The sequence below is a fragment of the Allobosea massiliensis genome, assembly GCF_042655245.1.
In the GTDB taxonomy this organism is placed as follows: domain Bacteria; phylum Pseudomonadota; class Alphaproteobacteria; order Rhizobiales; family Beijerinckiaceae; genus Allobosea; species Allobosea massiliensis.
In genome coordinates this window covers 14,499-35,571 of the sequence record NZ_JBHSLU010000069.1, presented here as the reverse complement: position 1 = coordinate 35,571, position 21,073 = coordinate 14,499, and the positions used below count along the sequence as shown (strand labels likewise).

General features: G+C 61.9%; 17 protein-coding genes and 1 pseudogene. 2 read left to right on the top strand and 16 right to left on the bottom strand.

Going from position 1 to position 21,073, the window contains the following annotated elements:
• Window positions 1-85: 85 nt before the first annotated feature.
• The 10 genes and pseudogenes from ACFPN9_RS21245 to ACFPN9_RS21200 form a co-directional block, all read right to left on the bottom strand.
• Window positions 86-924, bottom strand: a pseudogene (locus ACFPN9_RS21245) (IS3 family transposase); the annotation flags it as partial.
• Between the two features lie 63 nt (window positions 925-987).
• Window positions 988-1,629, bottom strand: coding sequence for a hypothetical protein (locus ACFPN9_RS21240; protein ID WP_068078920.1), 642 nt, complete (start codon window positions 1,627-1,629; stop codon window positions 988-990).
• Complete coding sequence (locus ACFPN9_RS21235; protein WP_156449991.1) at window positions 1,626-2,102, bottom strand: hypothetical protein; 477 nt, start codon at window positions 2,100-2,102, stop codon at window positions 1,626-1,628. The genes ACFPN9_RS21240 and ACFPN9_RS21235 overlap by 4 nt, the downstream gene beginning before the upstream one ends.
• Window positions 2,053-2,670: a thymidine kinase gene (locus tag ACFPN9_RS21230; protein WP_068078916.1), complete on the bottom strand. Its 618-nt coding sequence runs from the start codon at window positions 2,668-2,670 to the stop codon at window positions 2,053-2,055. The genes ACFPN9_RS21235 and ACFPN9_RS21230 overlap by 50 nt, the downstream gene beginning before the upstream one ends.
• A gap of 1 nt (window position 2,671) precedes the next feature.
• The gene (locus ACFPN9_RS21225) at window positions 2,672-2,971 is read right to left on the bottom strand and encodes a hypothetical protein (RefSeq protein ID WP_068078914.1); all 300 of its coding nucleotides are present in this window, start codon (window positions 2,969-2,971) and stop codon (window positions 2,672-2,674) included.
• A gap of 80 nt (window positions 2,972-3,051) precedes the next feature.
• The gene (locus ACFPN9_RS21220) at window positions 3,052-3,861 is read right to left on the bottom strand and encodes a metallophosphoesterase (RefSeq protein WP_068078912.1); all 810 of its coding nucleotides are present in this window, start codon (window positions 3,859-3,861) and stop codon (window positions 3,052-3,054) included.
• Between the two features lie 59 nt (window positions 3,862-3,920).
• Window positions 3,921-4,820: an MYG1 family protein gene (locus ACFPN9_RS21215; protein WP_068078910.1), complete on the bottom strand. Its 900-nt coding sequence runs from the start codon at window positions 4,818-4,820 to the stop codon at window positions 3,921-3,923.
• Window positions 4,821-4,884: 64 nt separating this feature from the next.
• On the bottom strand, window positions 4,885-5,163 hold the full coding sequence (locus ACFPN9_RS21210) for a hypothetical protein (RefSeq protein ID WP_377817557.1): 279 nt from the start codon (window positions 5,161-5,163) through the stop codon (window positions 4,885-4,887).
• Window positions 5,164-5,188: 25 nt separating this feature from the next.
• The gene (locus ACFPN9_RS21205; protein ID WP_068078906.1) at window positions 5,189-6,772 is read right to left on the bottom strand and encodes a helix-turn-helix domain-containing protein; all 1,584 of its coding nucleotides are present in this window, start codon (window positions 6,770-6,772) and stop codon (window positions 5,189-5,191) included.
• Window positions 6,762-9,239 (bottom strand): ATP-binding protein, encoded by a 2,478-nt coding sequence (locus ACFPN9_RS21200; protein WP_068078902.1) that lies wholly within the window; start codon window positions 9,237-9,239, stop codon window positions 6,762-6,764. The genes ACFPN9_RS21205 and ACFPN9_RS21200 overlap by 11 nt, the downstream gene beginning before the upstream one ends.
• 223 nt (window positions 9,240-9,462) lie before the next feature.
• On the opposite strand from ACFPN9_RS21200, the gene ACFPN9_RS21195 reads away from it, so the two are divergent.
• Window positions 9,463-10,293 carry a hypothetical protein gene (locus ACFPN9_RS21195; protein ID WP_068078901.1) on the top strand — a complete coding sequence of 277 codons (831 nt, stop codon included), beginning with the start codon at window positions 9,463-9,465 and terminating at the stop codon, window positions 10,291-10,293.
• Here the strand turns inward: ACFPN9_RS21195 and ACFPN9_RS21190 are convergent.
• The 3 genes from ACFPN9_RS21190 to ACFPN9_RS21180 form a co-directional block, all read right to left on the bottom strand.
• Window positions 10,290-10,604 carry a hypothetical protein gene (locus ACFPN9_RS21190; protein WP_068078900.1) on the bottom strand — a complete coding sequence of 105 codons (315 nt, stop codon included), beginning with the start codon at window positions 10,602-10,604 and terminating at the stop codon, window positions 10,290-10,292. The genes ACFPN9_RS21195 and ACFPN9_RS21190 overlap by 4 nt on opposite strands.
• 189 nt (window positions 10,605-10,793) lie before the next feature.
• Window positions 10,794-11,999, bottom strand: coding sequence for a plasmid replication protein RepC (gene repC / locus ACFPN9_RS21185; RefSeq protein ID WP_082735351.1), 1,206 nt, complete (start codon window positions 11,997-11,999; stop codon window positions 10,794-10,796).
• A gap of 172 nt (window positions 12,000-12,171) precedes the next feature.
• Window positions 12,172-12,300 carry a hypothetical protein gene (locus tag ACFPN9_RS21180; RefSeq protein ID WP_377817556.1) on the bottom strand — a complete coding sequence of 43 codons (129 nt, stop codon included), beginning with the start codon at window positions 12,298-12,300 and terminating at the stop codon, window positions 12,172-12,174.
• Window positions 12,301-14,572: 2,272 nt separating this feature from the next.
• On the opposite strand from ACFPN9_RS21180, the gene ACFPN9_RS21175 reads away from it, so the two are divergent.
• A complete protein-coding gene (locus ACFPN9_RS21175; RefSeq protein ID WP_068074537.1) occupies window positions 14,573-15,643 on the top strand; it encodes a replication initiation protein in 1,071 nt (356 codons plus the stop codon).
• Window positions 15,644-15,649: 6 nt separating this feature from the next.
• Here ACFPN9_RS21175 and ACFPN9_RS21170 read toward each other — a convergent pair whose 3' ends face one another.
• From ACFPN9_RS21170 to ACFPN9_RS21160, 3 genes are read right to left on the bottom strand one after another with little or no spacing between them, the layout of a single operon-like run.
• A complete protein-coding gene (locus ACFPN9_RS21170; RefSeq protein WP_068078896.1) occupies window positions 15,650-18,829 on the bottom strand; it encodes an error-prone DNA polymerase in 3,180 nt (1,059 codons plus the stop codon).
• Window positions 18,826-20,349, bottom strand: a complete 1,524-nt coding sequence (locus ACFPN9_RS21165; RefSeq protein ID WP_068078894.1) for a DUF6504 family protein — start codon at window positions 20,347-20,349, stop codon at window positions 18,826-18,828. Before ACFPN9_RS21165 ends, ACFPN9_RS21170 begins: the two co-directional genes overlap by 4 nt.
• On the bottom strand, window positions 20,264-21,016 hold the full coding sequence (locus ACFPN9_RS21160) for an ImuA family protein (protein ID WP_082735349.1): 753 nt from the start codon (window positions 21,014-21,016) through the stop codon (window positions 20,264-20,266). The genes ACFPN9_RS21165 and ACFPN9_RS21160 overlap by 86 nt, the downstream gene beginning before the upstream one ends.
• Window positions 21,017-21,073: the final 57 nt, after the last annotated feature.

The window sequence follows — 21,073 nt, the reverse complement described above, 5'->3', positions numbered from 1 at the left end:
CCGGGCACCTCACGGCGCCAGCCTACCAAACGGTCGATCTGTGTTTGAGACAGGCCGCCCGGGAACTGGCCTCGATCTATTTACTGTCGGTGTTGAAGATGTCGGGCCTGCCGTATCGTGCAATCGCCTCTTCCAGAGCAGCGACGCAGAAGTCGGCCTCCATCGTGTTCGACAGCCGCCAGGACAGCACCTTGCGGCTGAACCAGTCCATGATGGCGACGAGGTAAAGGAAGCCGCGTCGCATTGGGACGTAGGTCACATCGGCACACCAGACCTGATTGGGCCGCTCGATCGCCAGATGCCGCAGCAGGTACGGATAGATGCGGTGCTGGGGATGCGGATCGCTGGTCTTCGGCGCCTGGTAGATCGGCGACAGACCGATCTTGCGCATCAGCCGCCGGACCCGCTTGCGGCCGACGCACCAACCCTGACGCCGCAGGTGCCGCGCCATCTGCCTGGAGCCATACCAGGGCATCTCCATGAACGCCTCGTCGATGATGCGCATCAGTTCGAGGTTCTCCGGGCTCCCGCCGGCGGGCTGTCGATAGAACGACGCCCGTGAGATCGAGACCAGTTCGCACTGGCGGCGGATCGAGAGCCGTTCGTGATCGGGGTCAATCATCATTCTCCTCCGATCCAGGCTCAGCGATCGAAGGCCTTGGCCAAAAAATCCCGCTCGACGACGAGCTGGCCGATCTTGGCGTGCAGCTTCGTCACCTCCGCCTCCCGGCCGACTTGGACATCGGAAGCCTTATCGTCAAACGCCTTGGCAAGGTTCTCGATGGCCTGCCGCTTCCATTGCGTGATCTGGTTCGGGTGAAGCTGGTGCTTCGTCGCAAGCTCCGAAATCGTCCGCTCGCCGCGGATCGCCTCAAGCGCGACCTTGGCCTTGAACTCGGCCGTAAACCGTCTGCGTGTCTTCATGCTGGATCGTCCTTTTCGTCGGAAGATCCACCTTATGCCCCTGTCTCCGAAACCGGGGCCACCTCAATGCCCGCCGTCGACAAGCGCCGTTACGACGGCCGTGGACCACTGCGCTGCACGCTCAACTTCGCGCATTGAGAGGCAACCGTGATCGGGCAGCCTCACCAAGGGTGCTATTTCCGCTGGGTCGATCAGGATGGCCATATAGCCACGCCCGTTCGCATCCAGGGCGACCCTCGTTAGGTGGCCCGATTTGATGAGCTCGACAATTTCCACGGCGGAGCAATTGGATCGCTTCGCTGCAGCGGGGATTGGCACCATGCCGTCGGCAACCGGTGCTATGGCCCGAGAATGAAGGCTTGCCATGAAGGCGTCGAGGTCTGTCTTCCGCAGACCGTGGTCTTTGATGAGATCAGTGCCTCCAACAACGAAGGGGACCAGGTACCCTGCATCGAAGAGAAGTCGGTCGTGCGGACGCGGGATATTGAGATATTCACGAGCCTTGGTCAGCGACATCATCTCGGCGACGTCGGCCAAAAAGCGTTCAACATCTTCGCCACCGATCTCGACGCTATTGGCGCTCAGAGCCTCGTGGCCTACTGGCAAGCGTCCAGCGCTGGCGAGGATCGCGCGTAGGCGCTTGTGATGCAGATCGAAGTGCTTGCTTGCGGTGTAGATCGTCCAGGTGGGGCGCATCGACGTCATCGAACATGTCTCGCGGCGAGGCGTAGTGCTTCAGCCCAATCGGCGTACCAGCGGCGATCGTATGAGTTTCGTGTGCGCACGATGAGGGCGCGAAAGGCGACGTCGTCCAGTGATTGGAAGCCGCAGGGCTTATTCGTTCTGCCCCAGCAGTAATTCTCGAGAACGTCGGCCCGCTCGACCTCGCCTTCGACGTCGAAGAGGCGGCCTTCGGTTTCGATGAGCGCATGACGCCACTCGATGCGCTTCACATTGGTCGAGGGCTCGCCGATGTAGGCGACGACACCCGCAGCGGCGATGCCCCGCTCCCGCAGCGTGTCGAGCAACGCGAGGGCGAACGTGCCGCAAAGGCCAGACGTCGCGATGTCGAGGTCGTGCTCATCGAAAGCCGCGTGGGCAATCAGCCTGGCGATCGCGTGGTCCGATTTATGCGGCGCGTTGGTCGCATTGTGCTCGTCGAGCCGGGCCAATGTCATCGGTCATCCAGTGTTTGCGGCATACGGAGACATACCTGTTGTCGCCGCCGACTTCGACGACATTGCCGCTCTTTTCAGTGCGGCCGCTGGGATCGTATCGCAAGATCTGCCCGGCTTTCCGGCCGCACCAGCAGAGCTGCTTGATCTCCTTGATATCGTCAGCGAGAGCTAGGATTGCCTCGATCGCGGGCCCAAAGAGCGAACCGAACACGTTGTTTTTGAGCCCGAAAGCCATGACGGGAATGCCGAGATCGTCGACGATTTTCGCGGCCTGCCACATGTGGGCGGACGTCATGAATTGTACTTCATCAAGGAGGGCCGCAGTGACAGGCTTCTCAGTGTGCAGTCGCGCAATGATCTCGAAGAGATCGTCGTCCTCGCCGAGCGCGATCGCGTCCTCCGAGATGCCAATCCGAGAGGCGATCTTCCCGACGCCGCTGCGGCGGTCGATTGCGCTGGTCATAAGGACGATATTGCCCCCGTTTTCGACCCAGTTCTGCCTGATGGACAAGAGCGAGAGGCTCTTGCCGGCATTCATGACCGAGTAGTGGAAATGAAGTTTCGCCATGTCAGACGCCGATCAGCGCGTATTTGATGCCGGCGTAGATCGCGCCGGCAGCGAGGGCGATCACGCTGAGGAAGAGCCAGTGCCGGAAAGCGACGGCCTCCTGGCGGTGGAAACCGATGACGTAGGCGGCGAGAAACCCGATCGTTAGTGCGAGCAGATCCAGCTGGAGATAGGGCGCCCTGACTGCGATAGCGATATTCCAGCCTGCGGCGATGAGAAAGGTGAGTGCGAGCCAGGCATTCACGATGAGCGGCCGGCGCCACGAGAACGGGCGCGGGGTCGAATTCGGATTTAGCGTCATTTTTCCTCGGTCTTTTGGAGCGAGCTATTTTAGCACGCTGGCGCGATCCGGCGAACCGCGCTCAAAGGTCGGAGATGCGCTTAGGCGACGGCTTCGAAGAGCGTCGCCTGATTTCCCACGATGCGAACCATGCGCGCCCGGCCTGTCTTGTACGAGCCGGCGTCAAGGTTCACCCGGGCCCGCCGAATTTGGTCGGCGATCGGGACGGTGTCGTCGTTTGGCACGGTGTGCCCGTGCACAACGAACAGCCCGTGGTGGCCTTCGCCGTTCTTCGGAACGTGGTCGAGGAACGGATCTCTGACCCAGGCCCAGTGGGCGGATTCTCTGAAGCCTCGGAAATTGACGAGCCAAGGCTGAGCGAGGAATTCCGCGAGTGGGATGCTCGGATTGAGCCCGGCGTGGACGGCGATCACCTGGCCCGATCGGAAATGAGAGCGGAGTGATTTCAGCCACGCGAGCCGGGCCGGACCCAGTGCAGCCGGCACGTCGAGGCCTTTGCCGGGGTAGATGGCGAGAAGCTCTTCGATAACGGCGCCACCGCCGTTTCGGATCCAGTTGCCGGCGGCGAGATCGCTGATCTCGTCGATCTCCTCGAGCGCGATGCGAAGAAACTGCTCGTGATTGCCGAGCAAACCGATCACTTCGCTTTCGAGCCGCTCGGCGGCCGCGATCGCGAGATCGAGGCAGCGCAGCGACTGCGAGCCGCGGTCGATCAGGTCACCCGTCAGGATGATCTTGCGGTCCAGGCCGGGAACGCGCGGGATTGCCTCCGCGCGATCGAGAAGCGCGTCCAGCAAGTCCGCGTAGCCATGGATGTCGCCGATCGAGAGGAGTTCGTCGCCCGGGTCGCAGGCAAAGCCGATCTCGAAGGTCTGCTCGGTGACGTGCATGACGGGTCTTTCTCGGGGTTGATGAAGGGGCATGGAACGCCCCGCCCCAATCGTTCACATCAGGCTGCGCTGAGTGCTGTCTCAGCGAGCTGCAGCGCGCCGGCTCTGCTCTTGGCGATCGCCAGAAACCTGGATCGATGCGCAAAGACGGCATCGTCGACGCCCGTGACCTCTTGGAGCTGCGCGTCTGAAAGGCCGGCCCAGGCTGCAGGCAGGTCCTTTCGATTCACGAAGCTGTTGGGCTCGACGCTGACCGCCGTGAGGCCCCAGTTGCCCTTGTTTCCCGAGGGCGAGACGACATAGAGCAGTTCGGTCAGCTGCAGGCGGTGGACTGCATTTCGAAACGGGACCGATCGGGGTAGCTCGATCAGACGGGGGTCTTCCGTCCTCATGGCGGCTTCGTGGATTTCCGTCTCGGCGCGGTACTCCGCGAGCTTCGCTGCGAAAATGCGAAGGAGCATGTTTCGAGCGAAATCGACTGCCCTGAAGAAAGCGGCATCGACATCTTCGTCAGACGAGGCTTCGGTCCAGTTGGGATTGAACAGGTCGACGGCGACGGTCACATCGGTCGCGCCTGGCGCGGTCACGCCGTTGTCGATCAGGTCGATCGGCAGGATGAATTCCTGGTCGATCTGGTCTGCGATATCCTGCAGCTCCTTGATCGGAGAGAGCCCCATCACCTTCCAGAGGATCTGGGTGCCGTAGTGCTCCCAAATCAGTCCGACGGAAGAGAACGGGCGACCGTCCTCGCGCCTTGGGAAGTCGGCCATATGGTGGTCGAAGCGCAGCATCTTTGGATCGCAGATGCCTCCGACGTCGAAAACGATATCAGCGGCGGCGATGACCTCGGGGTCGCGGCTGCGCCTGATGACCAGCCCGCTATCGAAGTGAAGCTTCAGCAGGGCAGTCGCGAACACGTCGTCCGCATGGAATGTCCCGCTGTGCGTGCATGCGGTCATGGGGCGGTCAGTCATGGATGTCCTGCATTCGTTGGTGGCGTGCTGAGGGTCGCGTGCGCCCGGCCTAGTCCCAGCAGGGCGCGTCGCGGTTGGCCTCGTAGGTCGCGAGATCCCAGAAGGTGAGCCAGCGATAGCAGGAGATGGCGAACCAGCCGATAGCCGTGCGCGCCATGAGGGTGAGCAAGTGGTCGGCCGACTCCACGTCACTGAAAGCAAGATGGCTCTCGTAGTCGGCGATCGACATCGGGCCGCCACCCATGCGGGCATCGCTCCATAGCCGAGCGTCCAGCGGCGAAGGGAGCGTGCAGGTCTTCATCGAGACCAGACGTTTCAGGTAGGTCATTCAATTCTCGGGCTTTTCGAGAGGGTCAGGTTCGCTTCTTCAGCGATTTTCCAAGCCACGAGTCGCTGAGCTTGTGCAATTTCGCTGCTCGCTTCACGCTCCACCCTTCCTCGTCGATGAGGCGCGTTGCAGCGGCGATCCGCTCATCGCGGGTCATGGCATTCGCCGCCGGCGGTGTGGTTTCTGCAATCGCGACAGGGGCCGAGGGCGTCCGCTTCAGATGGTCCTGCAGCGTGGAGCGGGCGACGCCGCTGATGCGAGCTGCCTCACGGACGCTTTTGCCTCCTTCGAGCAGCTTCTGGGCGACGCCGAGCTTCGCAGTAGCGGTGGATTGCATGTGGACGTCGACCTCAGATGCAGTCGGTTTCCACCCTTCCGCATCCAGGGATTTCTTGAGCCAGGAGCCACTCATGCGAAGCTGCTGCGCGGCAGCCCGTACGGTGAGCCGTCGGGTTTCGATCAGCTGCTTGGCCAGAGCGATCTTTTCGGTCCGCGGCCGCTGCTTGCCCTCGAGCGCATCGTTGAGCTTGTTCCGCAAGGCGCCGGTGTCGATAACCCGCGCCTTGACCTCGGGTTCGCGGGACGCGCGATTGAGCTTCTTGATCCGCTTTCGAGCCGGGCGGGTCTCCGCATTTGTCGCCGGAGTGACGGTGATTTCGCCAGATGCATTCTGGAAGACAGTTTCGAGGACCGGAGCATGGTTGCCGGCGGCCACCTGCGCCACGAGTGCCTGGACTTCCGCGATGTGAGCGTGCGCCCTCTCGGCGTGGATCCTGATGGCATGTTCACGCTCGATCGACGCGGCGACAAAGTATGCGCACGCACGCATTTTCGCCTGTTCGCCGCGCGGCACCGCGATGATGTCGGCGGGGTCGACGAGGGTGATGGTGATAGGGTCGCCAGGCGACCAGAACCCCTGCCAATACTCGACCGAGCAGACATGGAAGCCGGTCGAGCAGGCGTGGCGCCGAGAGTCATCCACGGCATTGGCCGGCATCATCACCAGCGACCCAGCTCGCTGTGGGATCGCACCAGTGTGCTTGTCGAACCAGTAGCCCTCGCCGAAGGAGTGAGGGACCTTTGCGTCCTTGCGGAGGATCTTGAAAGCGATGATCCGGCCGTCCTGAGCGATAGGCAAATCGTTCTGCTTCACGAAGCCGAGCAACTCCTCGGCAGTGTGCTTCCTCGATGCCTGGACCTTCGAGAAGCGCCTGATGAAATTCTCCAGCGCCAGCGCGCTATGGGTGCTACGCGCTGCCAGCTCGATATGGCGACCGAGCTTTTCGACGCCTTCTGCGATCTGGAATTTGCCAACGCGGATCTCCGCCGGCTCATCCTTCTCATTCAGGATCACGCGGATGGCGCCGCCTGAGTTTTCCTCGATCCGTTTGGAGATCGAGAAATCGGCGATATTGATCTCGACGACGGGCGCTCCGCCGAGGTTTTTCGCGCGCAGCGCGGCCATCTTGTCGATGATGTCGTCCAGCACGTCGTTCGTGCGGTAGGACGTGGCGTCGAGCGTGATCGGATGCCCGTCGGCGGTGTAAATCGTGACGGCGTGCTCGCTGGCGGTGAAGCCAGCGACGGCGATGGGTCCGTTAGGCTGCATGGCTGGTGTCCTGGATGGTGAGCATGCGCCGCAATGTCGATTCGACGGTTTCCAGCCGAGCGCGGGCATCGTCCGCAATCTCGCTGGGCGTCTTCGTGAGGGCGGCGTCGAGAATGTCGGGGATATACTCGTTGAGATTGAGCATCTTGAAGGCCACCTTGAGGGACAGGTTTTGCCCGGAGATCCGGCGATCCAGAACCTCGACCTCGGTGCGGAGTTTCGCGGTCGCCGGCTTCGCTTCGCGGAAGATCAGCGCGACCCTCTGAAACGCCGCCATCTGCACTGCAGCGGTGGCCGCGATCGTTTCGCGGACCTTCTCAGAGTGCGAATTCAGGACCTTGTCGAGGCGGCACTTGCCGTCTTTGAACAGAGCAATGACCTGGCGGATGGCGATGAGCTTGAGGATGTCGGCCGAGGACGGCACCGCGGTGGCTGAGGGGAACATGCGGGACGCGACAACCGCCGGGAAATAGGCTGCCGCGCCATAGAGCGATTTTTCGGCATCGGGGTTGTGGTAGAGATCGTGATACGCGGTGCCCACAGCTGCCTGCGAGATTTTGACAGCAAGGAAGAACGCGTCTTCGCCGATGCGTTTCTGCATATCATCGAGGTAGCCCTCGATCACTGTGGCCATCTCTGGAATGTCGTCTTTCGACGCGTCCTTGAGCTGACCCATCTGTCGCACGAATGCGACCTTGCCGCCGGCGATAGCTTCGAGGCAGTCCTCCAAGCGGATCTTTCCGCATCCTGATGGGAGGTTCACCCCCTCCCCGGTGAAGGCGAGAGGAAGATACGCGGCGGGCTCCATGCGCCGGCCGCTGACCTTGTAGGTGTGTTCGCCGCCGTGGCGGCTTCCCCAACTGGTGCGACTGGTAATGAGAGCCGGCCACTCGCGAGCCTCAGCTGCCCGGCGCGCTTCGCGAGGCATTCGCGGCGCGCGAACGATCTCTGGCTCTGCGATCGCGGCGTATGTGTAGCCAAGCTTGGTAATGCCGGCGAGAAGCGCTTCGGCCTGTGCACGTTGCTTACGCGAAACGATAAGGTACAGGCCCTCCCCTTTCCTCTCGCGTTCGATCGCCGCCAGACTGGGCGCGATCGTGACGAGCGATGTTCGCGTGAGGATGTTGTGGACCACGTCCGGCGCGAGCCGGCGTGACTCAGCCACGTTGCCTCCGGTGAGATAGGCGTAGCGGGTGGCGTCGTAGGCCGAAGTCGTGGGCTTGACGACACGGAGCTCCCTTGTGAGCGGGCCCAGCAGCTTAGCGAGCTTGCGGGCATGGAAGAGCTGGGGCTTCTTGGTGAAGCTCTTCAGATGGCGCCAGGCGATCTGGGATTTCGTCGCCTTCGCCAGATTGATGACACCAGCGGCGTCATTGATGCGAGCAGCCCAGTTCTCCAGCTCGAGGCCAAGGAAGAGATCGACGCTGGCATCGTTGGTCACCGGCAAGGTGAAACCTGCGCGGGAGGTTCGCATCGCCACAAGCTGACACCAATTGGTGATCTTGTTCGCCGCGAGGAAGAGTGTGGAGGCCTTCGCCTGGGCGACGCCCAGTCCGCCGAGCGCAGCGCGGAACTGCGCGCTCAGGTTCTGGATCGACCTGTCGGTATAGGAGAGGCTTTCGCGCGAGAGCGCCGTGGAAAGCGACGATGGCGGAGCCTTGATCGAGATCGTGATAGAACCACTGCGGCCGCGAAGCCGCTCAGCCATCAGCGACAGATCCTTGTACAGCGCATCGAGCGCGGGATCGACCGCATGCTGGAACGGGTAGATGACGCGCCCGTAGAGGATGTCCACGGCGTCACGATGGGATTTGCGCGTCGTGATGCGGATGTCGTCATTCTCGAAAAGCATCGACGTCGTGAAGTCGAACAGCTCGCCATTGATCCGGATTTTCATTCCAGCGTCCTCGGCGACGCGCAGCATATGGAAGCGCATCGTCGAGCCGAGGTTGGGGGTCTTCAGCGGGATGATGACGCTGATGCCCTCGTCCTCGCAGGGACGGCCGCCGACGTATCGGTACTGCGGCACGCGATCCGTGGTGAAGAGGGAGAAGGTGGACAGCGTGCCGTCGTAGCGGCTGATGACGGTGAAAAGATCGGTGATGCTGAACGGCGACTTCGCGCCGACGCCATGGCCGCCGGTCTGCGTCTCATCATGGATTTTGGTCGAACCAGCGAATGTGCAGTAGACCGGGCCGATCTGGTCGCGGGCAATCCCGTGGCCGTAATCCCGGATTTCTATCTGCTGCTCATCGATGGTGATGTCGACCGGGAGGTCTTCCCGCCCGGCAGCGAAATGCGCATCGAAGGCGTTGCACAGGACCTCGCGCGAAACCGCCCGGGGCTTATCCGTGTAAAGCGTGGTCGAGAGCATCTCGAGGATGACGCCGATGTCGGCAACGCCGAAGTCCTCGGCTTCACCGCCGAACGATACGACGTTATTTTCCCGTGCCTGTGCGACCAGCATGGACAATTACCCTTGGGTTTATCGGTATTAAATCTGCTTAAAACTGGCTTATCCGTATTATATCATGCCCTGCCGCTGATGAGGTCGATGGCGGCACTCCCAAAACGACGTGTCGCGTTGATGCTGACCACGGCCTTAATGGAGGCGCGAAAGGGCTTGGCACTGCCCTCCGTCGGCCCCTACGCTCGGTCTCGTCTGGAATGACCGTTTTGGGGGCTGGTTCGTGACTGCTGCATTCTCGCGCCGAACGTGGCTGTCCGCGATCAATGTCATCGAGGAACATCGGTATTTCAGCCAGGCGGAGCTGACGAAGTTCATCATCGAGTTGGGTACGGAGGTGCGCCAGGCCGTCCGGGATGAGAGCGTGGCGGGAGTTAAGAGGCTGAACGATCTCAGGGTGTTCATCGATGACAACCCGGATTATCTGACCGATGACGGTCCGATTGCCGGTGTCGTGATCGAAAAGGCACTCAGCTTCATTCGTCGCCCGAGTGAGGCGACAGGTTGGACCGAACCACCGCCTCCGACGGCGTCGCAAAGCCGCCTTCTCCACCTTCTCAACCAGGATGGGTACGCGGTGCGGGATGGGGCGCTCATCCCCGCTCTCCCGGCCGACCTGGGCTTACCTGTCGTCCAAACCGAGCTGTTCACGCTGCTGGATCGGCACCATTTCCTGACTCCAAAGAGCCATCTGGAGCAGGCTATCGAGAACCATGCTCGTGGCAACTGGTCATCAGCGAACGGCCAGCTTCGGAACTTCCTCGAAGGCCTTCTCGACGAGATTGCTGTCAGGATTGACCCAAACGCGGCGGATATCCGTCCCGGTCACGACAGGAGAACACACCTGTCCCTGGGCTCGCGGCCGTTTTTGTCGACTGAGCTCGGAGAGTGGAGCGTGGACGGAAAGAATTTCGTCAACGGATTGATGAAGCGGCTACACCCTGCCGGGGCGCATCCCGGCCTGTCAGATGAAGAGGACAGCACGTTTCGGCTTCATATCGTGCTCCTGACAGGACACCTGCTTCTCGCGCGGTTTGACCGCGGCGCGAGTTAGCTCCTGCGTGGGAATGTCAGGATATCGGCAACGGGAGCCTGCGCCTGATCGATCTGTGCCAGCGACTTCTCGATCGCCCGGGACATCGCTCGACCAGGATCGGAGTCCATGACGGTCACGATCGCCGGATCCGTCGGGTGGACGGTGCCCCCGTCATCGATCTCGGCCGGCACCAGGCTGAACGCGACATGGTCGTTCGGGCACTGGGTGATTTTGTGAAGCCTGAGATTGGGGTGCCATACGAGTTGAGCAGCGGCAAGAATGATGCGGAACTCCGAGAGCTCCTTCGCCTTGTTCAAATCGGTGGTCATGCTCAGGCAATTTCCTTGCTGGTCGACGCCACGCCCAGGCAGCGCCCGGTCATAGGAGCGACGTGATGCGGCGGAATTTGGGTCGTGTCGAGCGCGCAATGTCTTTTGACGATTTATCATGCAGATTGATCGTTAATTTGTTCGAAAGTGGCTGAGCCGTTCCGAAGGGGTCTCACGTCGAAAAGCCCCTCATTGCATATGTTTTCGGCGAAGTGCGGCCAATTCCGTTCGGATATTGATCTTGCCGGACGCGACCCCTCGGAGGATGGATTGCGTGAAGCCACCCTGCGACTGGATGCGGCTGGTTCCTGAGCTCGCATCGTCGTTGAGCCGCTGATAGGCGAAGATGATCGCGACAGCGGTCAATGGCGCTCCGATAGCTGCAACGCTGGAGGCCCAGGCGTCTGCCGAGGCGGTCGTCGAAGGCCGAAGGTAGCTTCCGGCTGCTACCAGGTCGTATGCAGATCGGATGGGCTCTGGGTAGTCCGTGACAGACGGGCAGGCCTCCAGCACCAATTTCAAATCAATTTCATCATCTGAACGCTTTGCGGGTTGGCTCTCGCGCGGAACCTCCTGTTCCAAGCAATTCTCGATAGAGAGATCTGATTCAGGCTCTTTGTGCCGGAAATTTTCGCCGTCATTGGTGGAAAATTCCGGTGCAAAAAATGCGGTGGCGCCTGGGGTTTCGACGAGTTTGAACTCGGTGACGTCGATCATCGCGAGAAGGCGTTCGGCGTCCTCTGCCAGGACAGCCCATTCGTTGGCGAGCTCAGGCTTCAGGCCGTCCTTGGTCGCGCGCACAGGCGTCCGCTGGCTGAGCGTGCCGAAGCGCGCCGCGAGTTCATCGGTGTTCGCCAGCGAGTGCATAGCGAGCCACTCAAGCGCGTTCTTCACGCGGCGACGATCTCCGCCGATGACGGCGCGAAGCCTCTTCTGCTCGAGCTTGGCCGCCTCGATCTCAGCAACGATGCGCTCGAACTCCTCTTGCCGCCTCAGCAAGGGCGAGAGATCGAATCCGTAGATGATCATTTTGCCATCGGCACCGATGCGCTTGAACCGCTTCTGATTGGCCGAGTCCCGTCGAATGATCAGGCCCTCGTCGATCAGGTCCATGAGCGCGTTGGTGATCGTGCGTTCGCACACGCCGACTTTCTCGGCCAGGTAAGTGTTTGAAGGCCAAACGGTCGGAACCTCCTCCCCGCTCCCCTTGTGACACACGGCGAGTTCCATGATGACGTGCCGCGGCGCGCTCTTCAGGCCGAGGGCCCGTTGAGCGAGATGTGCGGCCTCCCGCAATTGGGCACGGGTAGCCAATTTGACAGGCTGATCGACAGCCGAACGCGTTCCCAGAACGGCGTTTCTCAGCCGCTGGATTGCAGACGATGCGGTTTGCATCGTTCCCTCCTTATGAGGGCAAAGCGGGAGCGTTCACCGAATCGATGTTGCAGTTGACTTCGATTTTCCAGGGTGGGATACTGATCCTGTCACAGAACAGTTCACCCCTGCGGTGATCTCCGAGGCCCTCGAAGTCGCCAAACTTCGGGGGCCTCTGCTTTACCGGGTTACATCACGGTCTTTCCCTCTCGGGCATGAAGCGGGCTTCCAGGGCCTCCGTCACCACATCGCGACGCGACGTGGCCCGGTTTTCCCTGACGTAGCGGTTGATCGCATCGTCCAGCTCGCTGGAAATCCACATGGTGGTTTCCTTGTAGCCGAGCGCGCGCCGAGCCGCGCGATGGCGTTGGTTCGCCGTCGAGCTCGTTGATTGCATATGATTTTGACCCCTGTGGAAGTGGCGTACCGAGAGATGCCTCGGAATGCGCCGCGGGGCCAGCCCAAAAATCTCCCGATATCGCCGCCGGGAAGCTTGGAAAAATCGATGTTAATTTATGTCGAAAATCTAAGGCGCTGATTTTGCGTCGCTTTCGATTTTCTAAATACGCGTAAGATTCATTAAGCATGAATCCCGGAATCTCCCGATATAGCGAAGGCCAAAGAGCCCTGGAATTATATCGGTATTTTTGACGGTTGGGCTTGGGGCAGCATTTTCCCGAGGCCGCGATCAGAATAAGCCTGGTCAGCCGGTAGCCTATGGCCCGGGTTCCCTGTCCATTTGCGGCGCTGGTAAATGATACCCCGCGCCGCTGGCCGCCGGAGACTGGACGAGCCACATTCCCCACCGAGATCTTGCGATCTGCGGGTACGGATTGGGGCCTTGTGTTAGTTCCGAGCAGCACGGTCTTCCTCTCCTCGACAAAAGGGTGGGCGGTCGCCGGGGCCGGCTGTCAACGCTCAAGCTCGGAAACCCGCGAAGATTCATCCTCAACCGTAGGGGAACTTGGCGCGGATCGAGCAGATTGGCCGGGGAACTCGGCGCGCTTCGCCTTCGGCTATAGGGGAACAAGGCGCAGATGCGTGAAACGCGCCGAGTTCCCCGATTCGCGTGATGAAATATAGGGGAACTCGGCGCGCTTCCGCGGAGGGTCACCGGGGAACTCGGCGCGTTTTCAGCGCCGGTCGACGTTTAGCCCGGACTGCTCCCCTTCGATCAGCCCAGATCGGGGAACTCGGCGCGGTTGTAGATAGCTGAGCGAAACCGCAGCAGTCTCAGAGCTTTATGCGGATGTGGCCACCAGCGATCGTGTCGGGGGAACTCGGCGCGTTTCGTGATAGAGCAATAGGGGAACTCGGCGCGCTTCCGCGTTTGGTGCGGGGAATTCCGCGCGTTTTGGCACACTGCGATCGATACAGTGCCCCCCGACCTGATGACGGGGAACTCGGCGCGGTTGGACGCTCTGCCGGGGAAGTCGGCGCGGTTTGCGTATCTCGAGACCCGGGGAACTTGGCGCGGATAGAAACGAGGAGTGTCCGGTTCGGCCGTTTTTCCATGGGTTTGGTGGCGAAAACGGCCGTCCGAATGCTGGATTGGGCCAATTTCCTAGATGCATTGAGCGCCGGGGAACTCAGCGCGGATAGCGCGCGTGGTCGGGGAACTCGGCGCGGTTCGTGCTGGCACGGGCCAGGAATGGCGCCTTTACCGGGGAAGTCGACGCGGTTCACCGCCAGCCGGGGAACTTGGCGCGCATGCCGTCGCTCTCGGGGAATTTGGCGCGCTTGGCGGATGGCGCATACCGGGGAACTCGGCGCGCTTTGTGTAAGTGATTGATCCGAAACCACTTTGGCGAGCTTGCAGGTCGACGCGAGGGAGCGGGGCGTTTCGCGCCCGCTCTCCTCCCCTTTTGATGGGAACAGCCGGCGAGATCATTCGCTCGGTCGTGCGAGTGGCGAGCAAGATACTGAGATTAAACGATAAACAGGTCCTGCGTCATTGAAGCGCGCCGAGTTCCCCTACTGGGGATCATCGGCACTCTCAGTGCTTGCTGGTGGCGGGGATGAGGTCGGGGAACTCGGCGCGCTTCAGCGCTGATGCAGCTGTTGGGCTGTCTGCATCAGCATCCGGGGAACTCGGCGCGGTTCGGGCGGGGAACTTGACGCGGTTCGTCCAAACCATTGATATCGAAGCACTAACTGTGTGCATCGGGTCAGGCTGCTCCATCCGCGCCGATGCCCTTGCATGCGGTTGCCGGCCTATGGAGCCGCGTATGCCATTCGGTTTCCCCCCGAGGATAGGGCTGGGGGTGTGCAGCTATCGCATTGAAATTGGGGCCTTTCTGTCTCGCCGCCAATGAAGTGCGCCATATTCCCCTAGTCCGCGACGCTGAAGCGCGCCGAATTCCCCGCGGCTCTGGGATCCGTGAACCGCGCCGAGTTCCCCTATAGTTTTAGCCGGAGAGGCTTGAAGCATGTGATTCGGTGGGCGCGCGCTGACGCGTTCCAACCTGGAATGGGCTGTCTGGGCGTAGTGCGCCTTATTCCCCTATATCCGAATGGCTCATTTCAGCTCGTTCGGCTGTTTTTCTTTGACAGAATCGGCGCCCTGCTCGTTTCTGAAACAAAGGAGCTGGCAGATGGGCAAGATAGCGAAACCTGGATCTAATACGGAGGCTTTCGGGTCGCCGGTCCAGTTCGATTTCTTCGAGACCGATGCCAGGGGTGTCACGAACACCGTCGCGCTCTGGGACGTTGCGCCAAGGGGCGTCTTTCGGGTTACCGAGAATTCCGAGGACGATGACAGCACGAAGGTGATCAAGCGCAGCTTCAACTATGGCGGCGCGACCTACCACGTGGCTGTTACGCCTGCTATCCTGGACAAGGATGGCGTGTCGGTCATGAAATATCCCGGCGATCGGGAGCATCTGGTCGAGGAGGTCGTTCGGCAAATCGCCGTGCAACGTGGCCGGCTGCAGCGTGACAACAACGGCGACGTCGGCGTGAGCTTTCCGATGTATGAGGTCTACAAGGAGCTCATCCGGACTAAGCACCAGCTCAATTACACGGAAATTCGCGAAGCGCTCCAGATCCTGAACTCGGCGAAAATCGAGATTTGGAAGGGGGCTGCCAAGACGAAAGAGGTTTTCGTTTCCGGCACCACCTACCCGATGCTCGCGCTTGCCGGCGAGGGCGGCGACGGCGAGGTCTCGGTGACGTTCAATTGGCTGATCACCAAGGCCATGATGACGCTCAATTTTCGGCAAATGGACTACGAGGTTCTCATGAGCCTTCCAGGTCCGATTGAGCGTTGGCTGTATCGGTTTTTTGCGCATGAGATGCTCTATCTCGGGAAGCGGTCTGACCAGAGATCCGTGAAGGCCTCGGAGATTGCCGAGAGTTGCGGTGTCGTGAAGCGGTCGCGGACCCGGGATCTGTTTCGGCGGATTTTGAGAGCGCTCGTTGCTCTGAAGGAGCGCGGCGTCATCACCAGTCTGGTGTCGGAGCCGATCAAGGACGGTCGGCAGACCGTTGACGTCGAGTACCATATCACCCTTTCGCCGTCGTTCGTGAGATCGCTGCACAATGCGGACGAGGCGGCGATCCGAATGAGAGAGCAGTTCCGGATCGTTACGGAGAAGGAGCCGGAAGGGTTCGTCCAGATGAGCACTGAGGTCCGCAAAAGGCTGCTTAAGCTGCGAGAGAAATAGCGCCGCTTAGCGAAAGTCTCGCGCGGCGAACCGGATGCCAGTGTGTTCGACAGCTCGCGTCGGAACGAAGGAGAGCCCTTGTTCTCGCCGGCCTATGGTGGCGAGCTGGCTTGATATGTCCTCCACTCGCTGAACGACCAGGTGGACCACCTCCCCTTCCCTCTGGACGCGTCCGCGCACGGCGAGCAGGCCTGAGGCGAGGATGGTGCGCCGGTTCTGCTCGAACACCTTGGGCCACACGACGAGATTGGCGATCCCGCTCTCGTCTTCGATGGTGATGAACATCACGCCCTTTGCGCTGCCGGGCCGCTGTCGGACTAGCACAACGCCGGCGATCTCGACCCAGCGTCTGTTTCGCGATTCCATAGCGTCGAGGCACGTGACCATTCCCGCCCGGCGGAGGTCATGCCGCAGGAATGAAACAGGGTGCGCGCGCAGCGTGAGGCTGAGGTGGCGATAGTCCTGAACCACCTCCCCTCCTTCCGGCATCGGCCGCAGCTGAACGGTGGGCTCGTCAAGCTCGGGGATCAGAGACGTCCTATCCGCCGACGCTGCGACAAACAGCGGTAGGGGTTCGTCCCGAAGGCCGCGCAGGGCCCACAGAGCCTCTCTGCGGGCCAGGCCAAAGCACGGGCGGAAAGCGTCTGCCTCGGCGATCTGTGTGAGCGCCGCGATCGGCACGTTGGCGCGCTGCCATAGGTCGTCGACGGTTTCGAACGGATGGCGGGCCCGGGCCATCACGAGCTTGGCGGCGTGGGCGTTCGACAGCCCTTTGATGAGGCGAAGGCCCAGGCGGACGGCGAGCTGTCCATCGCGCCCTGTCGGCTCAAGCGTGCTGTCCCAGTGGGAAGCGTTGGCGCAGACGGGCCGGATCTCGACACCGTGCTGCTGGGCGTCGCGGATGATCTGCGCCGGCGCGTAGAAGCCCATGGGCTGGCTGTTGAGCAGTGCGGCGCAGAAGACATCCGGGTGCCAGCATTTGAGCCAGGCGCTCGCATAGGCGATGAGGGCAAAGGACGCGGCGTGGCTCTCGGGGAAGCCATAGCTGCCGAAGCCCTCGAGCTGGTTGAAGGTCTGCTCTGCGAATTCGGCGGCATAGCCATTGGCGACCATGCCGTTGATTAGCTTGCCCTTGAAGCGGCTGACGCCACCGGTGTGCTTGAACGTCGCCATGGATTTTCGAAGCATGTCGGCTTCGCCTGGTGTGAAGCCCGCGCATTCGATGGCAACCCGCATCGCCTGCTCCTGAAAGAGCGGGACGCCGAGTGTCTTTCCGAGAACGCGTTCGAGCGCCGGCGTCGGATATTCGACCGGTTCGGAGCCTTCGCGACGGCGCAGATACGGGTGGACCATGTTCCCTTGGATCGGACCCGGGCGAACGATGGCGACCTGGACCACGAGGTCATAGAAGGTCCGCGGCTTCAGCCGGGGCAGCATGGACATCTGCGCGCGGCTCTCGATCTGGAACGTGCCGAGCGTGTCCGCCTTTCGGATCATGGCGTATGTACGCGGGTCTTCGGAGGGGATCGTGGCGAGCTCGAGGGCGATGTCCTTGTGCTCGGCGAGCAGGTCGAGACCGCGCTTCATGCAGGTGAGCATGCCAAGTGCGAGCACGTCGACCTTCATGAATTTCAGCGCCTCGATGTCGTCCTTGTCCCACTCGATGACCTGTCGATCGATCATCGCGGCCGGCTCGATCGGAACCAGGTCGTCGAGCCGGTCGTGGGTCAGCACGAAGCCTCCCGGGTGCTGGCTAAGATGGCGTGGCGCGCCCATCAACTGGCGCGCAAGGTCGAGCGTCAGCCGCAGGCGCCGGTCTTCGAGGTTGAGCCGGAGCTCGTCGAGGTGACGCTGCTCGACGCCGTTCTCTGACCATGACGAGATTTGCGCGTTCAGGGTGCTCAGAAGATCCTCGGGGAGGCCGAGGGCTTTTCCGACATCGCGCAGCGCGCCCTTGGCGCGGTAGCGAATGACCGTTGAGCACAACGCGGCGTGGTCGCGGCCGTAGGTCTCGAAGATCCACTGCATGACGATCTCGCGCCGCTCGTGTTCGAAGTCGACGTCGATATCAGGCGGCTCGGCGCGCTCCTGGCTCACGAAGCGCTCGAAGAGAAGGTCGTTTCGGCTCGGGTCGATTGAGGTGATGCCCAGGACGTAGCAGACGGCCGAGTTGGCGGCGGACCCACGCCCCTGGCACAGGATTTCGCGGGACCGGGCGAACCGAACGATTGAGTTCACGGTCAGGAAGTATCGCGCGTATTGCATCGTCTCGATCAGGGCGAGCTCATGCTTGATCGTGGCGACGACACTTTCGGGCACGCCTTCGGGATAGCGGGAGGCTGCCCCTTCCCAGGTGAGCTGCTCGAGGGTTTGCTGCGGTGTAAGGCGCGGATCGTCGCGCTCTTCGGGATACTGGTAGGCCAGCTCATCGAGCGAGAAGCGGCAGCGGTCGGCAATTTGCGTGGTTCGGGCCAGCGCTTCCGGATATCGACCAAAGAGGCGATGCATTTCTTCTGGCCGCTTGATGTAGCGATCGGCGTGCCGCTCGCGGCGCTCTCCCAGCTCGTCGATCGTCACGTTGTGGCGGATGCAGGTCACGACATCCTGCAGCATCCGGCGATCGGGTATGTCGAACAGCACGTCGTTCGTCACCACCGTCGCAACACGCATCTGCGTCGCGAGGTTCGAGAGCTCATGCAGGCGCAACTGCTCGTTGGGGCGCCGGCGGAGTGTGAGCGCCATATAGGCGCGATCACCGAAGCAATCTCGCATGCGGCGAAGTCGGAAAGCGCATTCGTCGTCTGCGAGGTCGGGAATGAGGACGGCTACCTGGCCTTCCGAGTGAGCGACGACGTCGGGCCATTCGAGGTGGCATTTGGCCTTGCCGGCGCGCTTTTTGCCGAGCGACAGAAGGCGACATAGCCGTGAGTAGGCGGCGCGATCGGTGGGGTAGACGAGAATGGAGGGCCCGTCGGCCAGGTCGAGCCTGCAACCGATTATCAGCCGCACGCCAGTCGCTTTGGCGGCCTCATGAGCGCGAACGATCCCCGCCAGGGTGTTTCGGTCGGCTATGCCGAGGGCGGTTAGCCCGCACGCCGCGGCTTGAGCGAAGAGGTCGTCGCATGACGACGCTCCCCGCAAGAAGCTGAAATGAGAGGACGTCTGAAGCTCGACATAGCTGGTCATCCGAAGATCCCGTGCAGGAACCACCGATGCGAGCCTGTCGCGACATTTTCGCCGTCGCCGGCGCGATAGAGCCAGAACCTCTCACCGGCTTCATCCTCGACGCGGAAATAGTCTCGAACCGATATCGCCTCCGCGTCTCGCTTCCACCACTCGCCGAAAACACGTTCGGGTCCGTCTGCGCATCGCACCCTCCGGCGCACACCTCTCCAGGTGAAGGTCACCGGTGGCTGGTCTGGCAGAAGCGCCATTGTCTCGACGGGCTCGGGAAACTGCAGGAGCCTTGCTGGCCGTGGCCAGTGAGCGGGCCAACTGCCTCCGGTCTCAGGGGACATCGCGGGCACACGGCATACCGAACGCTCGGGCAAATCGCTCGCGACGGGAGCCAGCCGATAGACTGCCTTGTTGCCGACCCGGTTGGTGAGCACGTCGATCAGATCGGACACATCGGCTGCCGTTTCCTCGATAAGGGAATTGGCGATCTGCTTCCGGTCGGTTGGTTCAGCAATCGTCGCAGCGAGCGTCATCACCTCAATGCCAAAGCCGGGCTCGATCGTTTCGATCTTGTCGCAGAGCAGGCGCGTCAGCCGTTTTGGATCGCGAACCGGCGTTGCCATCCCGACACGAACGGCTTGCGTGTGGGAGTCGACGCGCTGGCACAGGAGATCCAACCGTCTGGCACCAAGCCCTCGCGCCTCGAGGCGGTCGCAGAGTTCGACCACGAGCTTGCTGACGTATTTCGCGATCGTCTCGGGAGCGGCGATGGGCTCCGCAAACGACCGCCTCGTCTCGACGACATCGGGGGAGCGGATTGGCGCCACGGGCTCGGGGACGTTTCCCAGCGCCTGGTCGATACGCAAAGCGATCTCGGGTCCAAAGCGCAGCGTGAGTGGAGCGCGAGGTTGGTCCAGAAGATCACCAATGCTCTCGAAGCCCATCGGCCGCAGTTTCGCAGCGAGCGCCGGAGCGATGCGGAGAGCTTCGAGGGGAAGTCGCCGCAACAGCCGCGGCCCCTCCCCTGCCGGTGCGATGAAGGTCGAAGCGTTGCTGCATCTGGCGAGGGCATGGGCTGCACCCCAGGTGTCCGCCACCACGGCCCGCGCTGTCACGCCTGACATGGCGAGGCGCCCGACGATGCCCTCGAGCATCGCCTGCTCTCCACCATGCAAGTGATCGGCGCCTGTGGAGTCGATGACGATGCCGTCCGGGGCGTCGGTCGCCACGATCGGGGACGTCCGCTGCAAGAGCCATAGCGCGAGCCGCTCAAGCTCCTTAGCATCTGCGACGGCGTTCGCGTCGTCTGTCAGCAGACCGGGAATGAGCGCCAGTGCCTTGGCTGCGGGCATTCCCACGTGAAGCCCTGCGGCTTGTGCTGCTGGATTGGCTGCCTGCACGAAGCGCCGGCTGCCTTCGCGGCGAATGAGAACGAACGGGACCTCAGGCGGAGGCGCTGCGTCTCCAGCCACCCGCCTGGTTCGCTCGACCTCCCAGTGAGGGAGGAATATGGAGACGACCCGCCGCATCGCAGGATTCCAACTCAAAATCTGCACTCTCGCCCGCGCGGGCTCTGATCAACTCAACTAGCCATCGATGTCGGCCGACCCCTGGTACCGGGAGCGCCGTCGATGGCATGACGGACACCCTCCACCTCGTCATCGCTGCCGTCGGTTGCCCGAAATCGGCAGCATCAGCTTGTCGTCGCCATCGCCTGAGAGCGATGCCGATCGCGCCTGTTCCTTCGGCGGCAAGCTGCAGCCTTCGAGAGGCGGTCATTCCCAGCCGAGCGACCTCTCCGACAACGGCGCCGAGGCCGCCGTGCCGAAGCCCCTCCTCCATGCAGGCGAGCACCGTCTTGTCGTCGTTGGCCTCGACATAGATCACTCGATCAGGCCCAAGGCCGCCCTGTGCGAAAGACGGGGCGAAGAGATCCGCCTTCGTCACGCACCAGAGGACTTTTCCCTTTGTGCGCCCAGCGATGCCGGCACTGAACAGCGCGGCGGCCGCTCCATCGATCGCGCCATCACCGCCGCCTGCGACCTCGTGAAGCGCACCCATGGCAAGTCCCCCGCCCGGTAGACGGTCATCGATATCCGGGATACCGAAAGGGAGGATGGATTTGGCGCGCGCGCATCTGCCCTCGATCCTTTCGATCGCGGTTCTCAGCGTCGCAATCGCTCCTCCATGTCCCACATCGTCTCCTTCGCTAGTGTTCTTATTTTGTTCTCCAGATCGCGCGGAGGAGTCAAG

Excerpts from the sequence above, each read along its gene's own strand:
- ACFPN9_RS21210 (WP_377817557.1), bottom strand. The coding sequence starts at position 5,163 with ATGACCTACCTGAAACGTCTGGTCTCGATGAAGACCTGCACGCTCCCT.
- ACFPN9_RS21165 (WP_068078894.1), bottom strand. The coding sequence starts at position 20,349 with ATGCGGCGGGTCGTCTCCATATTCCTCCCTCACTGGGAGGTCGAGCGA.
- repC (WP_082735351.1), bottom strand. The coding sequence starts at position 11,999 with ATGCAAACCGCATCGTCTGCAATCCAGCGGCTGAGAAACGCCGTTCTG.
- ACFPN9_RS21205 (WP_068078906.1), bottom strand. The coding sequence starts at position 6,772 with ATGCAGCCTAACGGACCCATCGCCGTCGCTGGCTTCACCGCCAGCGAG.
- ACFPN9_RS21235 (WP_156449991.1), bottom strand. The coding sequence starts at position 2,102 with ATGACATTGGCCCGGCTCGACGAGCACAATGCGACCAACGCGCCGCAT.
- ACFPN9_RS21180 (WP_377817556.1), bottom strand. The coding sequence starts at position 12,300 with ATGTGGATTTCCAGCGAGCTGGACGATGCGATCAACCGCTACGTCAGG.
- ACFPN9_RS21200 (WP_068078902.1), bottom strand. The coding sequence starts at position 9,239 with ATGCTGGTCGCACAGGCACGGGAAAATAACGTCGTATCGTTCGGCGGT.
- ACFPN9_RS21175 (WP_068074537.1), top strand. The coding sequence starts at position 14,573 with ATGGGCAAGATAGCGAAACCTGGATCTAATACGGAGGCTTTCGGGTCG.
- ACFPN9_RS21240 (WP_068078920.1), bottom strand. The coding sequence starts at position 1,629 with ATGACGTCGATGCGCCCCACCTGGACGATCTACACCGCAAGCAAGCAC.
- ACFPN9_RS21230 (WP_068078916.1), bottom strand. The coding sequence starts at position 2,670 with ATGGCGAAACTTCATTTCCACTACTCGGTCATGAATGCCGGCAAGAGC.
- ACFPN9_RS21225 (WP_068078914.1), bottom strand. The coding sequence starts at position 2,971 with ATGACGCTAAATCCGAATTCGACCCCGCGCCCGTTCTCGTGGCGCCGG.
- ACFPN9_RS21170 (WP_068078896.1), bottom strand. The coding sequence starts at position 18,829 with ATGACCAGCTATGTCGAGCTTCAGACGTCCTCTCATTTCAGCTTCTTG.
- ACFPN9_RS21190 (WP_068078900.1), bottom strand. The coding sequence starts at position 10,604 with ATGACCACCGATTTGAACAAGGCGAAGGAGCTCTCGGAGTTCCGCATC.
- ACFPN9_RS21215 (WP_068078910.1), bottom strand. The coding sequence starts at position 4,820 with ATGACCGCATGCACGCACAGCGGGACATTCCATGCGGACGACGTGTTC.
- ACFPN9_RS21220 (WP_068078912.1), bottom strand. The coding sequence starts at position 3,861 with ATGCACGTCACCGAGCAGACCTTCGAGATCGGCTTTGCCTGCGACCCG.